The sequence below is a fragment of the Trabulsiella odontotermitis genome (assembly GCF_001297775.1).
Taxonomy (GTDB): Bacteria; Pseudomonadota; Gammaproteobacteria; order Enterobacterales; family Enterobacteriaceae; genus Trabulsiella; species Trabulsiella odontotermitis.
Genome location: NZ_LIFX01000003.1, coordinates 77,861 through 91,844 on the forward strand (window position 1 = coordinate 77,861; position 13,984 = coordinate 91,844).

14 protein-coding genes are annotated in these 13,984 nt (G+C 55.6%); 12 read left to right on the forward strand and 2 right to left on the reverse strand.

Going from position 1 to position 13,984, the window contains the following annotated elements:
- Positions 1-75: 75 nt before the first annotated feature.
- The 5 genes from AOY23_RS03915 to AOY23_RS03935 all read left to right on the forward strand — a co-directional run bounded on the left by AOY23_RS03915 (position 76) and on the right by AOY23_RS03935 (position 4,711).
- On the forward strand, positions 76-663 hold the full coding sequence (locus AOY23_RS03915) for a hypothetical protein (RefSeq protein WP_054177531.1): 588 nt from the start codon (positions 76-78) through the stop codon (positions 661-663).
- Positions 664-676: 13 nt separating this feature from the next.
- The gene (locus AOY23_RS03920) at positions 677-1,174 is read left to right on the forward strand and encodes a 2-thiouracil desulfurase family protein (RefSeq protein WP_054177532.1); all 498 of its coding nucleotides are present in this window, start codon (positions 677-679) and stop codon (positions 1,172-1,174) included.
- Between the two features lie 148 nt (positions 1,175-1,322).
- Positions 1,323-2,333, forward strand: a complete 1,011-nt coding sequence (locus tag AOY23_RS03925; RefSeq protein ID WP_054177533.1) for a LacI family DNA-binding transcriptional regulator — start codon at positions 1,323-1,325, stop codon at positions 2,331-2,333.
- A 76-nt stretch (positions 2,334-2,409) separates the two neighbouring features.
- Positions 2,410-3,474 (forward strand): mandelate racemase/muconate lactonizing enzyme family protein, encoded by a 1,065-nt coding sequence (locus AOY23_RS03930; RefSeq protein WP_160316730.1) that lies wholly within the window; start codon positions 2,410-2,412, stop codon positions 3,472-3,474.
- Positions 3,475-3,487: 13 nt separating this feature from the next.
- On the forward strand, positions 3,488-4,711 hold the full coding sequence (locus AOY23_RS03935) for an MFS transporter (protein WP_054177535.1): 1,224 nt from the start codon (positions 3,488-3,490) through the stop codon (positions 4,709-4,711).
- 52 nt (positions 4,712-4,763) lie between these two features.
- Here AOY23_RS03935 and AOY23_RS03940 read toward each other — a convergent pair whose 3' ends face one another.
- Positions 4,764-5,552 carry a DeoR/GlpR family DNA-binding transcription regulator gene (locus AOY23_RS03940; protein WP_054177536.1) on the reverse strand — a complete coding sequence of 263 codons (789 nt, stop codon included), beginning with the start codon at positions 5,550-5,552 and terminating at the stop codon, positions 4,764-4,766.
- 39 nt (positions 5,553-5,591) lie between these two features.
- Entirely contained in the window at positions 5,592-6,488 is an 897-nt protein-coding gene (locus AOY23_RS03945; RefSeq protein WP_054177537.1) for a sugar kinase, read from the reverse strand.
- A 171-nt stretch (positions 6,489-6,659) separates the two neighbouring features.
- Here AOY23_RS03945 and yihU point away from each other — a divergent pair, with 171 nt between their 5' ends.
- The 7 genes from yihU to AOY23_RS03980 all read left to right on the forward strand — a co-directional run bounded on the left by yihU (position 6,660) and on the right by AOY23_RS03980 (position 13,830).
- Positions 6,660-7,550 carry a sulfolactaldehyde 3-reductase gene (yihU, locus tag AOY23_RS03950; RefSeq protein WP_054177538.1) on the forward strand — a complete coding sequence of 297 codons (891 nt, stop codon included), beginning with the start codon at positions 6,660-6,662 and terminating at the stop codon, positions 7,548-7,550.
- Positions 7,551-7,575: 25 nt separating this feature from the next.
- Positions 7,576-8,463 carry an aldolase gene (locus AOY23_RS03955; RefSeq protein ID WP_054177539.1) on the forward strand — a complete coding sequence of 296 codons (888 nt, stop codon included), beginning with the start codon at positions 7,576-7,578 and terminating at the stop codon, positions 8,461-8,463.
- 33 nt (positions 8,464-8,496) lie between these two features.
- A complete protein-coding gene (locus AOY23_RS03960) occupies positions 8,497-9,513 on the forward strand; it encodes a zinc-dependent alcohol dehydrogenase (RefSeq protein WP_054177540.1) in 1,017 nt (338 codons plus the stop codon).
- 59 nt (positions 9,514-9,572) lie between these two features.
- Positions 9,573-11,000, forward strand: a complete 1,428-nt coding sequence (locus AOY23_RS03965) for an MFS transporter (RefSeq protein WP_054177541.1) — start codon at positions 9,573-9,575, stop codon at positions 10,998-11,000.
- A gap of 66 nt (positions 11,001-11,066) precedes the next feature.
- Positions 11,067-12,413 (forward strand): MFS transporter, encoded by a 1,347-nt coding sequence (locus tag AOY23_RS03970; protein ID WP_054177542.1) that lies wholly within the window; start codon positions 11,067-11,069, stop codon positions 12,411-12,413.
- Positions 12,410-13,291: an aldose epimerase family protein gene (locus tag AOY23_RS03975; RefSeq protein WP_054177543.1), complete on the forward strand. Its 882-nt coding sequence runs from the start codon at positions 12,410-12,412 to the stop codon at positions 13,289-13,291. Before AOY23_RS03970 ends, AOY23_RS03975 begins: the two co-directional genes overlap by 4 nt.
- A gap of 254 nt (positions 13,292-13,545) precedes the next feature.
- Positions 13,546-13,830 (forward strand): DUF5339 domain-containing protein, encoded by a 285-nt coding sequence (locus AOY23_RS03980; protein WP_054177544.1) that lies wholly within the window; start codon positions 13,546-13,548, stop codon positions 13,828-13,830.
- The last annotated feature ends 154 nt before the right edge of the window (positions 13,831-13,984 follow it).

Sequence of the window (13,984 nt, forward strand, 5' to 3'; positions counted from 1 at the left end):
ATAATGAGTAAAAATAAGAATATTTCTTTCGCCAGGACGCGATCCTGAATTTAAAGCAGGCTGAACGGAGTGACTATGAGCGATAGTTTCACCATCATTGTTCCTGAACGCGTGATGATCCCGGAAGAAGAAGCGCGTGCGCTGGGCAAACGAATGCTTACCTGGTTGCGGGAAAAAGCGTGGGTGGGAAACCCGCTTCCGGGCTGCATTCTGACCCGGGAACTGGGATACCGGCTCACTAAAAATGCGGCAGAGATTATTTTGCCTGAGGATTTGTCGCTCTTTACCTGGGTCGCCGACCACTGCGATCAGCAAGTCTATGGTTATCTGGCCATTGATGTTGCTGATGAGCTAAAAGTCGTGCATCACAGCGGGCAGGGCGGGATAACGTCAGCTGTCTGCCCGGGTTGTGGGCAGGATATCGGCGAGCAGTATTACGATCTCATTGAGACCTGGTGGAATGCCGAAGGGAATGAGGACGTCATTTGTCCCGCGTGCCAGCAACCTTCGCCGCTTCCGGCGTTCAGATCGGAACCTGTCTGGGGATTCAGCAATTTGAGCTTCCAGTTCTGGAATATCAATGCCCGCTTCAGTGACGATTTTCTCGCCGCCTTTGCGAAAGAGCTTGGCGAACCGGTGCGCTTAGTGACCGGCAAAGTATAAGGGAAGCGGCGGGTTGAAAGAGAGAATCCTCGTAAGCGCCTGCCTGATGGGATTTCCGGTGCGCTATAACCAGAGTGACAAACCGTTACGTTCAGCATTGCTCGCGCGCTGGCAGCAGGAAGAGAGATTGATCGTTCACTGTCCGGAACTCTCTGCCGGGCTGGCAACGCCGCGGCTTCCCGCCGAGTTGACGGGCGGCCAGGGAGCAGACGCTTTTACTGGCCTGGCGAAAATTCGCGAGACGGACGGCAGTGATGTCACCCCTCATTATCTTCTGGCGGCCTGGTTGGCCCTAAAAACCGCGCAGGAAAACCACTGTCGTTTCGCCATCATGACTGATGGCAGCCCCACCTGTGGCAGCAGCCGCATCTATGATGGCACCTTTCAGGGCAAAACGATCGCTGGCGAAGGCGTCGCGGCGGCGTTGCTGCGTCAGCATGGCATAGAGGTCTTTGCGGAGCATCAGATTGCCGCGCTGGCGCAGCGGCTTGTTGAGATAGAGCGGGTGTAACTTCCCTCCAGTAATGCATATCCTCCAGTGCGGACGCTGATTAGCGTAAACCGCCTCATCCTCACCATTCCCCGATCTGCGATCAAAATCACAGACGCTTTTCCGCCGCGCTGTATATTTAGGTAATCGATTACCTAAAATGAAAATCATGAAAAAGAAACTGCTAATTAAAGATGTTGCGAACATGGCTGGTGTATCGACAGCAACAATTTCCCGCTTTCTGAACGGGAAATATCAGTCTATGAGCGAAACGACGCGCCAGAAGATTGCCAGTACCATTGAGAGTCTCGGTTATCAGCCAAATAACATTGCCAGGTCATTACGCAGCCAGGAAAGTAAAACTATCGCTGTTATTATGGCGGATATTTTTAACCCGTACTCTATGGATGTCTTGCGGGGTATAGAGGAATATTGCTCGCAGGAAGGGTACAAGATTTTTATATGCGATGCGAAAAACTCCGGGGCCAGAGAACGTAACTATATTGAAGAGATGGTTAACCGCGGCGTTGATGGGTTTATTCTCAACACCACCGGCGAAAACGATCTGTTTATTAAGGGCATTTCCTTAGAACACCCCGTCGTGTTGATCGGCAGAAAGATTAAAAACAGCAACATCAGCAGTGTCGCGGCCGATAACGCCCAGGGCGTTAAGCTTGCCATTGAACATCTGTTGAAAACGAATTGTCGGCGTATCAGTTATTTAACGCCAGCACCAGGGAATGTTTCACCACGTATTGAAAGAGTCGAGACCTTCGAACATTTTGCCGCGTTAAGCGCCTGTTCGCATATTTCCTTTGAATGCATCAAATTCGAGGTGATCGATCGCGCGCATGTGATGGATACACTGGAAACACTGACCGCCCGTTCTTCGCAAAACCACACCATTATTACCGGGAACGGGCTGCTGTCGCTGCATGTGGTACAGGCGGCGAAAGCGCTGAATAAGCGGATCCCGGAGGATTTCTCCTTGATCGGTTTTGATGAAACGGAATGGTCAGAGATCCTCAAAAATCCGCTGACTGTCGTGGCGCAACCCACTTATGACATTGGCTGTACCGCTGCGAAGGAAATCATCACAACGCTCAGAAAAGAAAATGAGAGCCATGAAGCGCGGATCACTCTCTTGCCATTTTCACTGATTGTCAGGGAAACCGCCTGACGGACGAGAGGATATTATGAAAATTAAATCCATCAATACCAGGGTAATAACAGACGAGCTGCCAGAGAAATTTGGCATGTCACAATGGTTCTGGAATAAACGGGCAATTTGCATCGTGGAAGTGGAAACCGATGCAGGTATTACTGGCTGGGGCGAATGTTTTGGTCCGGCACAGGCGAATGCCGCGTTGATTAACGAACTGTTTGCACCATTACTGAAAGGCAAAAACCCGTTACAGCGTCGGGTGATATGGGAAGAAATGTATAACCGGACGCGGGAATTTGGCAGAAAAGGCATTGCCATTACCGCGCTGTCAGGCATTGATATCGCGTTGTGGGATATTTTTGGCAAAGCCACCGGCAAGCCAATTGCCGAATTGCTGGGTGCTGACCTTGAAACGCCAATTACCGCGTACGCTTCCAGTTTTTATTACTCGCCGACGGATGATTTCCGGCAAATCGACATCGACGCCAAAAACGGGCTGGATGAAGGCTATCACCATTTCAAAATGAAAGTCGGCGCCCTGACGCTAGCGGAAGATATTAAGCGCGTGGCACGCGTGCGTGAATTGATTGGCCCTGACGCCACGCTTGCCGTGGACGCTAACCGCGCCTACACCACCCACGAAGCGCTGAAATTCGCCCAGGCGATTGAGCAATACGACATTAGCTGGTTTGAAGAGCCCATTCTGCCAGACGACACGGCGGCCTATCACCAGCTTAAGCAGCAGTTCCCGATGAAGCTCGCGGCCGGGGAATCGGAGTTCACCCGCTTTGGTTTCCGTCGTTTCCTCGAAGCCGACTGCGTGGACATCGCCCAGCCGGATGTCGCCGCCTGCGGCGGTATCAGTGAAATCCTCAACATCGCCGCGCTTTCTACTGCTTATGGTGTGGAGTGCTATCCGCATCAGTGGGGCTCGGGCATCTCGCTGGCAGCCACGCTGCACGTGATGGCGTCGCTTCCGGCGGCGGTACCGCGGATGGCGAAAGAGCCAGCGCGGCTGGAGCTTGATCGTGCGCCCAATATCTTCCGCGACAAGTTAACCGATCTGGATATCGGTCCGGTGATGACGGTACCGCATAAACCCGGACTGGGCATTGAGGTCGATCCTGACATGCTTGACCATTACGCGCTGAAATAAAAGGTAGAGAAAAATGTTTACATCGAAATGGTTCAGAATTGGCGTCACGTTGATGGTGGGGCTGTTTGTTGCCTACCTTGATCGTTCCAACCTCTCTATCGCGCTGCCCGGCATGGAGAAAGAGCTCGGCATCGATGGCGCGGCAACAAAAAGCCTGGCACTGACCGGTTTTCTGATTGGTTACGCGCTGGCGAACTTCTTTGGCGGCTTCCTGGCGAACCGCCTGAATCCTAAAATCACCATCGTCACCATGGTGTTCCTGTGGTCGGTCGTCCAGATCATGACGGCGTGGATCACCTCGGCGGCGTTGCTGATTGCGTTTCGCATCATTCTGGGTATTGCCGAAGGCATTTACTGGCCGCAACAATTCCGTTTCGCCAGAGCCTGGTTTAATAAAGATGAAATTACCCGTGGCACCAACCTGATCCAGTTTTACGGTCAGTTCCTGGCGTTGAGCCTGGGCTTTATCATCCTGACGCCAATCTTCGATCACCTCGGCTGGAAATGGGTGTTCTACATTACCGGTGGCATGGGTGTCTTTATCGTGGTGCCGATGTTCCTCGCGTTCCTGAAAAACAGCCCGGACAAAGCCTCTGCACCGGATGAACCAGCGGCAGAGCCGGAACCTGCTGGCGGCAAAATCAGCTTCAGTGATCTCGGCGGCGCACCGTTCCTGCTGCTGGTGTTCAGCTACTTTGCGAACGGCATGCTGTTCTGGGGGATCACGCTGTTTATCCCGATGGCTGTGCTGTCACTGGGTTTCAGCGGATTTTCACAGGGCGCGGCGAGCGCGTTACCCTATTTCTTAGCGATTCTGCTGGCAATCCCGGTGTCGTGGTACAGCGATAAAACGCAAAAACGCGGGCTTATCGCCGCCTGCGGACTTGGCTCGGCGGGGCTGTTTTTAATCGCGCTGCCGTTCATCGACAGCCCGTTCGGCAAACTGGCGCTGATTACGTTAGCCATCGCCTGGTTTACCAGCTGCTACACCACCAATATCTGGTCGATCATTACTTCCAGCGTGAAAAAATCGGCGGTCGGGCCTGCGGCCGGGGTGATTAATGGCGTGGGCGCCGGTCTCGGGGGAACGACTGCCGGGTTTGTGGTGCAGTACCTGCAATCCTGGAGCGGCTCGTATGTGCCAGGTTTCACGGTACTCGGCGTTGTCGCTATTCTCGGCGGGCTCAGCGTTTACACCTACAGCCGGATTATGGCGGCGCGTCCGGTCACCGCATAATCGCCGGAACACAACGCGGCAGCCGTGGCATCACGGCTGCCGTTTTTTATCTTCAGGACTCATCCGGTTCAGCAACAATCACTTCGATTTTTTCCTGCTCCAGCAACTGACTGAATGCCGCTGGCGGACGCGCATCGGTAATAAAGGCTTTTACCTTGCGCGCGTTGCCGATGGAAACAGCCGCTGAGGCCTGAAACTTAGTGTGATCGGCTACCAGCAGCGTATGACGCGCATTAGCGATCATCGTTTTCGCGATGGTGGCTTCGTTGACGTCAAATTCCAGCAACGTTCCGTCGCTCTCAATAGCACCGATGCTGGTGATCAGATAGTCGGCACGGAAATCCTCAATAAAATTCACCGCCGCCGGGCCGACAATGCCGCCGTTATGGGCGCGCAATGTGCCGCCGGGCACCATTACTTCCAGATCCGGGTTCTTATAAAGGATCTGGGCAACCCGCAGGCTGTTGGTAATGATGCGCATGTCATGCCGTGACAACAACGCTCTGGCGACTGCTTCAACAGTCGTACCGATGGTGATGAAAACAGTACAACGTTCAGGAAGACAATCGACAACCGCTTCCGCCATCGCGCGCTTCTCCTGTGTCAACGACAGCTCGCGCTGTTCGAACGCAATATTCATTACGCTGGAAACTCGTCCAGCGCCACCGTGGTGCCGGGTAATCAGTCCCTGTTCACTGAGCTTGCGGATATCCCGACGCACAGTTTGCGTCGAAACCTCCAGCAGTTGCGCCAGATCCTCAATATTCATATAACCACGTTCAGAAATGTAATGAACGAGCTGATCGTGTCGAGGATTCCCGGTCAGTTCGGTAATACTCATGCGCTCTCCTGTAGTCTTCCGTAAAAGGACGTGTTTATTTTACCTGTAAAGTGACAAAAATGACTCTGTTTGATCACGATTAGGGATGCCCGCGCGTCCGCCGGGTTGTGTACACTTCAGTGCCGCCACTGCCGATGAGAACCGAACAGCCTGTTCCAGCGGCATTTTTTCTGCTAATGCCAGCGCCATCGCGCCGTGAAAGACATCCCCCGCGCCGGTGGTGTCAACGACATTGACAGAAAAGGAGGGCAGATGACAGAAATGATCACCGTTCAGCCACAGTGTTCCTTCCTGGCCTTGCGTCACGCACACTGCTCCATCGGTCTGCTGTGCGGCGTGTTTCAGGCCCGGGCGCGGTTCCTTGTTTCCGCTCATGCGCGTCAGACCTGGCGTTGAGAAGACGGCGTAATCGGCCAGCGCGACCAGCGGGGTAATGTCCTGCGGTGTGACGTCGGCATCCAGCAGAGTGGGTACGCCCGCCTTGCGCGCCAGCGTAAACGCCCGCGCTGTGCCGTCATGCCAGCGCACGTCGGCCAGCACCATGTCGTAACGGGAAAAATCAATGTCCTCCAGCCAGTCTGCGTCCTGTGGGAGGTCGGGGCTCGGGTAGTTGACAATAATGCGTTCGCCATGTTGGTCAACAAAGATGGCGGACTGTGAGGAACGTGCGCCGGGAAATACCCGACAGTGGCGCGTATTCACGCCCCACTGCGCCAGCTCGTGCCGCAATGTCTGACCGCAGCTGTCATCACCCACGCGGCCGATGAAATCCACCTCCGCACCCAGTCGGGCAATAGCCACCGCCGCTGTCGCTGCCGGGCCGCCGCCTGTCTCCAGGTATTCATTCGCCTGATATTTCCCGGCGTCTGCGGGCAGGCTGGCAAGGCTGTAAATCCTGTCCTGCACGGCGATACCAACACATGCAATTCTGGTCATCTCTGTTAACTCCATTAGTTTTTTGTTTGTTAATGCTCATTTTAATGACACAAATGATCAGATTGGTGATGGATGTCATGTTTTTAACCAGAAATTACAAATATGCTCAAAAACAGACGAGAGTGATTCCTTATTTGTGACTTTTTTACCACTCATTAGCAGGAGAGCGTTATGACAACGATCGCGTTTCTTGGGCTGGGTCAGATGGGAAGCCCCATGGCCAGTAATTTACTGGCGAAAGGCCATCAGTTGCGGGTATTCGACCTGAACCCGGACGCGGTGCGTCAGCTGGTAGATAACGGCGCAACGGCGGCACGCACGCCCGCAGAAGCGGCAAAAGGGGCGGAGTTCATTATCACTATGCTGCCGAACGGCGACATCGTGCGCCAGGTACTGACCGGCGCTGATGGTGTTTGCGATACCGCCTCAGCACAGTCGCTGGTGATCGACATGTCCACCATTCACCCGTTGCAAACGGACGCGCTCATTGCAGAGTTGCATGATCGTGGCATCGCCATGATGGACGCGCCGGTGGGGCGCACCTCGGATAACGCCAAAGACGGCACCCTGCTGATCCTGGCGGGTGGTACGGCAGCGCAGGTTGAACGCGCGCGTCCGGTACTGATGTGCATGGGGTCGGAGCTGGTGGAAGCGGGCGGCCCGGGTATGGGGATCCGCGTGAAGCTGATTAACAACTATATGAGTATCGCGCTCAACGCGCTCTCTGCCGAAGCAGCGGTGTTGTGTGAATCGCTGGGGTTGTCGCTCGACGTTGCCATCAGGGTGATGAGCGGTACCGCCGCAGGGAAGGGGCATTTCACCACCACCTGGCCGGGCAAAGTGTTGAAGGGCGATCTCTCCCCGGCGTTTATGGTTGATCTGGCGCTCAAAGATTTACGCATCGCGGTGGATGTCGCGCAACAGACAGGCGCGCCGCTCGGTATGGGGAAAGTCGCCGAACTTTATTATCGTTCCGCCAGTGAAGACGGACGTGGCCGTCAGGACTGGAGCGCGCTGCTGTCGCAGGTCCGCCATCTGGCGGGGCGCACGGACGTACAGTAATTTTTAGTCTACAACGGGAGTAAATATGTCTAACCAGAAGAGTCCTTACAGCCTGAACGATATCGCCCGACCGGGTGGCGGTTTTGCCATGCTGGCGGTGGATCAGCGTGAAGCCATGCGCCTGATGTTCCAGGCCGCAGGCCAGCCGACGCCGGTTGCCGACAGCGTACTGACTGAATTTAAAGTGGCGGCGACGCGTATTCTGTCGCCGTGGGCCTCAGCCGTGCTGGCGGACAAACAGTTTTGCCTTGATGAGATTGTCGCCCAGGGCGCAGTGGCTGAAACCTGCGGGCTGATCGTTGCGGCTGACCGTTTCCTGCCGGGCAACGGCATTCCAGTGGATAGCGTCGACATCGACATGGACATCGATCCGCATGCCGCGCGGGCAATGGGTGCAAAAGCCATGAAACTACTGGTGCTGTGGCGTCAGGACGAACCGGCGGAGCAGCGCCTGGCGATGGTCGATACCTTCGTTGAGCGCTGCCGGAGCGCCGGGCTGGTCAGCATTATCGAGCCGGTGGTGCGTCCGCCACGTCGCGGCGCGGCGTTTGATCGGGAAGCGGCCATTATTGCAGCGGCGGCGGAACTGGGTGACACCGGAGCCGATCTCTATAAAGCCGAGATGCCGTTGGGCGGTAAAGGTGAGGCGAGCACTTTGCTGGCGGCCTGCCAGAAGTTGAACGATCGCATGAAAATGCCGTGGGTCATTCTCTCGTCCGGTGTGGATGCCGACATTTTTGGTCGCGCGGTGCGTATTGCGATGCAGAGTGGCGCCTCCGGTTTCCTCGCCGGTCGTGCGGTATGGGCGTCGGTTATCGGTGCGCAGGATCCACAAACAATGCTTCGCGATGTTTCCGTGCCGCGCCTGCAGCGTCTGGCAGAAATCGTTGATGAAGGTATGGCTCAGCGCTAATCCTCGCGATGTCAGCGCTCCTGGAGAATAACCATGGATAAAATTACGCAAGTGCTCTTTTCCGACATCGGGAAGGTCACGACTCAGTATATTGAACGACCGCACCAGGCGCTTAAGCCGAACGAAGTGCGCATCGCGCCTGTGTTTTATGGCATCTGCGGTTCCGATCTTCACGTCCTGAAAGGTGGTCATCCTTTCGCTAAACCGCCCGTTGTGCCGGGGCATGAAATTGCCGCCCGGGTGCTGGAAGTAGGCGACGCCGTGAGCAACGTCAGACCAGGCGACCATGTGGTGGTTGACCCGATCATGGCCTGTATGGAATGCCGGGCCTGTAAAGCTGGGCGCTTCAACCTCTGCGAGCCGCCACAAGTTGCCGGATTCCGCGCGCCGGGTTTTGCCCGCTCACAACATATCGTTCCGGCGCGTAACTGCCATGTTGCGCCGCCATCATTACCCCTGAAGGTGCTGGCGTTCGCCGAACCTGCCGCCTGTGCGCGCCACTGCGTTAACCGGATGCCGGACGCCGCTCGGGAAGATGTTCTGGTGATTGGCGCAGGCACCATCGGGCTGTCGATTGTGCAGGCGCTGCGCATTATGGGCGCCGGACGTATAACGGTCATTGAGCCGGATATCGCCAAACGTGCGCTGGCGCTGAAACTGGGCGCGGCGGCGGTATGGGCGCCAGGCGAGCTGGATGCCGATGCCCGCTTCACCGGTGTTATCGACGTTGTCGCGGCGCAGGCCACGCTGAATGAAGCCTGCACCCGTGTTTACGCTGGCGGCACGGTGGTGTGCATGGGTGTCCCGAGCGGCCCGCGTGAAATTCCGCTGCCGATGATGCAGCGTTTCGAGCGCGATCTACTCAACTCTGGCATGTACATTCCGGCGGATTTCGACGCCGTCATCGAATGGCTGGCCGACGGACGTTTCGATACTCGCGAGCTGGTAACCGATCTTTTCCCGGTCAGCGAAGCCGAAAGCGCCTTTGCGCGCGCGCAGCAAAATGACTCAATAAAAGTCATGCTGCAGTTTGAAGACATTGATTTTTGACCTCTGCGGGCACCGCCCCACGCGGTGCCGCCCTACAATTTTTGCAACAGGAGGCTGCGATGAGTCACATCACCAGTCCAGTGTCTTACCCGGTCAGCAGACCGCAGGATGTTATTGATATCGTCAATAAAAACAGCGCGGTAAACGCCAACATCTGGATCATTTTTATCGCCCTGGGCGGGATCCTGATTGACGCCTATCAGGCGGCAATGGTGGGGTTTGGCAATAAATACATCGCCGCGCAGTTCGGCATTTCGCCGGGCCTTGCCGCAACGATCAACGCCTCGGTGCTGGTGGCTGCGCTTATCGGCGGGCTGCTCGCTAACCGGGTGATTAACCGCTTTGGTCAGCGTCGCGCATTTCTCATCGGCATGGCGCTCTGTACGCTGGGCGCCGCGCTGGTGGCGGTCGCGCCGAACATCTGGTGGGTGCTGGTATGCCGCGTCATTATGGGCTTTGGTCTGGGGATCGATTTCCCGCTGGCGACGAACGCCGTCGCGGAGTTGCGTGGTTCCACATCGAAGAAAACCGGCACCTCGGTCAATCTCTGGCAGATGGCCTGGTATGTTTCCACGACAGTCGTCTATCTGGTGTTGCTGCCGCTACTGTTTGCGGGCGTGGCCGAAGAACAATTGTGGCGCTACGGTATCTTTGTCGGTGCCATCTTCGCGGTCATCTTTATGGTGCTGCGCTATGTCTTTATTGGCGAATCAGCAATGTGGGCGGCGCGTGTCGGGCGCTATGAAGAGGCGTGTGCGATCCTGCAGAAACGTTATGGCGTACAGGCTCGGGTGGTCGCAGAATCAGTCGTTGATGCGGCGCAGAAACCGGAGGCCAAAATCCGCGGCGGTTACGGTATTCTCTTTAATAATCGCTACCGTAAACGCACCATTCTGGGCTGCGTGGTCGCCACCATGCAGGCGTGGCAGTACAACGCGGTAGGGGTTTATTTGCCATTAACGCTGGCGGGTATTCTCAGCGGCGGGCTGGCGGGCGCGCTGTCAGGATCGGCGGTAGTGAACGCATTGTGCGGGATCACCGGCGGACTTATCGGTTCGTTAATCCTTCAACGTTTTGGTACCCGTTTGCAGTCCATGTACGGTTTCGCCTTTGTCACCCTGGCATTGCTGGCGCTGGGCGCGCTGGCGACGACTAACCCGTGGCTGTCGCTCGGGCTGCTGGGAGCGATTATTTTCTTCCACTCAGCAGGGCCGGGCGGACTGGGCATGACCATCTCCACGCTTTCTTATCCGCCGTCTATTCGCCCAACTGGCGTTGGCTTCGCACGTGCCATCATGCGTACCGGGGCGATCGCCGGGTTGATATTCTGGCCCATGCTGTGGGGAAGCCTGAATACCGATGCCTTCTACTGGCTGGCTCTGGTGCCATTCATCGGGTTCATCACCTGTGTGCTGATCAAATGGGAACCGCTGGGCGCCAACGTCGATGCGGAAGACGCCCAGGTACTCGCTGAGCTGGAAAAATAATAATAAGGCGCGTTGGCAGGTATCAACGCGCTTCGTCTGCTTCTCGCCGACACGGAGGAGAATACGATGTCTGAAATAACCCACAGCGGGCTGAGCGGTAAAGCGATGCGGCGCGTCGTGATGGGCAGCTTTGCTGGCGCATTACTGGAGTGGTACGACTTTTTTATCTTCGGTACGGCTGCTGGCCTGGTGTTTGCCCCGCTCTTTTTCCCCGACAGCGATCCCTGGATTGGACTGATCGCCGCCTTTGCCACCTTCGGCGTGGGGTTTCTGACGCGCCCGTTGGGTGGCATCGTCTTCGGTCATTTCGGTGATAAAGTCGGTCGGAAAATAACCCTCATCTGGACGCTCGGTATCGTTGGTGTTTCAACTTTTCTGATTGGCTTTATCCCGACCTATAAAGAGATTGGTGTCTGGGCGCCGCTGACGCTGATGGCGCTGCGCCTGATCCAGGGCTTTGGCCTGGGGGGTGAATACGGCGGTGCGGCGTTAATGACCATTGAATCCGCGCCGGAATCGAAGCGCGGTTTTCTCGGCTCGTTGCCACAGACCGCGGCCTCGGCGGGGATCATGCTGGCAACGGGGGTATTTGCACTTTGTAACCACTTCCTGACCCAGGAACAGTTCCTTTCCTGGGGCTGGCGTATTCCGTTCTGGCTGTCGGCGGTGATGCTGGCGGTGGGGATGTTTATTCGCCTGCACACGGAAGAGACGCTCGATTTCCAGAAACGACGGAAACTGGTCGTGCCGGGGAAATCCCACCTGCCGCTGTTCGAGCTGTTTCGCCATCACCCGCGCAACATTTTGCTGGCGCTGGGCGCGCGGCTGGCGGAGAGCGTGTCGTCAAACATCATCAACGCATTCGGCATTGTCTATATATCCAGCCAGCTGGCATTGTCACGGGATATCCCGCTGACCGGGATGCTGATCGCCTCCACCATCGGCATTCTGTGTTGCCCGTTGATGGGCTGGATTTCAGACCGCGTCGGTCAGCGAAAAATCTACCTGCTGGGAGCCGGGTTCTGCGTTCTGTTCGCCTTTCCGTTCTTTCTGCTACTCGGCACTAAAAGCACGCTGATTATCTGGTGCAGCATGATTGTCGGCTACAACCTCGGGCCGACGATGATGTTCGCTGTGCAACCGACGCTATTTACCCGCATGTTCGGCACCCATGTGCGCTACACCGGGCTGTCATTTGCCTACCAGTTCTCCGCTATTCTCGGCGGAATGAGCCCGCTGATTGCCTCCAGTTTGCTGGCGTTGGGCGATGGCGAGCCGTGGTATGTCGCGCTGTTCCTGTTTCTTATCTCGGTGCTGTCGTTTGTTTGCGTCTGGCTCATTACGCCACATCAGACTGCGGATTACGCCGGGCAGGATAAGCCGTTATCACAACACCAGGGAACCACACTATGAATAAAGACTTTTCGACCGATCACCGACAGGCGCTGCAACAGGCATTTGACGCGCTATGGCCGGGCCCGCAGGGTGACATAATCGTTCTTCAGCAAGGTCATCTGTTGCTGCACATTAATGCGCAGGATGGCGCGCGCATCACCTCGCTTCAGGCGTTTGGTATGGAGGTGTTGCGTCAGTGGCATTCAGAGCGACGCGCCTTCCAGTATGGCTGTTTCCCGATGGTTCCGTGGGCCGGGCGACTCGGTAACGCCACGCTGGTTTTCGATGGACATGCGCATCCATTACCGGCCAATAAATCGCCGCATGCGCTACACGGTATGGCCTGCTACACCGCGTGGGAAGTGGTAGAGCGAAGCACCAGTCAGGTAACGCTACGCATGACGCTCGGACACCCGTGGCCGTGGGCGGGTGACGTGCTGCAAACCATCGCGCTTGATAACGACGCCGTATGTCTGCGGCTGGTGATCCGCTCCGCGCAGGGGCGTTTCCCGGCATCTGCAGGCTGGCATCCGTGGTTTAATAAAATCGTTGGCGGGGAAGCGTTGCAGATTGAATTTTCGTCGGACTGGCAGGAAGAACCGGGCGATAACGAACTGCCAACCGGCAGGCGGATCCCACCGCGTCCGGGGCCCTGGGACGATGCATTCGGCTTCCATAAGGGCGTGGATGTTACGCTGCGCTGGCCCGGACGTCTGCAGATGCATATGACTTCTCCGGCGCACAGCCTGGTGGTGTTTGATAAGCAACCTGATGCAGCCTGCGTGAACCCGCTGACGCAGGCACCCGATGGTATCAACCGTGATCCTGACTGCGTGACGCCTGATACGCCGCTGGTCCTGGAAACCCGCTGGCAGTTTGCAACAGACCCGCAGTAAGAAAAAAGCCGAAAATTTAAATCAGAATGAATGATGAGCTCGGATTATTTACCATCTTTTATGAATAATCCGTTTTTATTATTTATTTAAAAGATTTATTTTGATCGAAAATCCCAAAATGACCTTATTGTTTCAGCTTTTTTATATCCCTGGGGAATGTGACATGCGACAAGGAAATAACAGGTCGCTATAAATAAAATTTTATTTGTCAGGATGACGTGTTCTGACTCACTACATTTATCATTGAGGGAACTATGAAAAAAGCATTATTAGCAATGTTGTTCGTTTCTGCTGCGTCGGCTTCTTATGCAGCTGATGTGAGTCCGACTTGCCAGAAGTACTTTGACTCCGTTGAAAACTTTATTGAAATGGCGAAAGCGCACCCGGAAGCGAAAGCACAAATTGAGACGTTGAAAACGCAGTTTGAGCAAAGTAAAACACAAATTACCGCACTTCCGGCTGAATCTCAGGAGCAGGCATGCAAACCGGCTCTGGATGCAATGGAGCAGGTGACTGCTCAGCTGAAAGCAGCGAAATAATTTAGCTGACAGAAAGCGTCAGGGAATGGGGAAAATACCCCAGCGCTAAAACACACAGAGAGCCGTAATGGTTCTCTGTTTTTTTGTTTTTATACATTATTAAATGCTTATAGGTACCTGGGCTGGGGTGGAACCACGAATGTAGCGGGGCGAC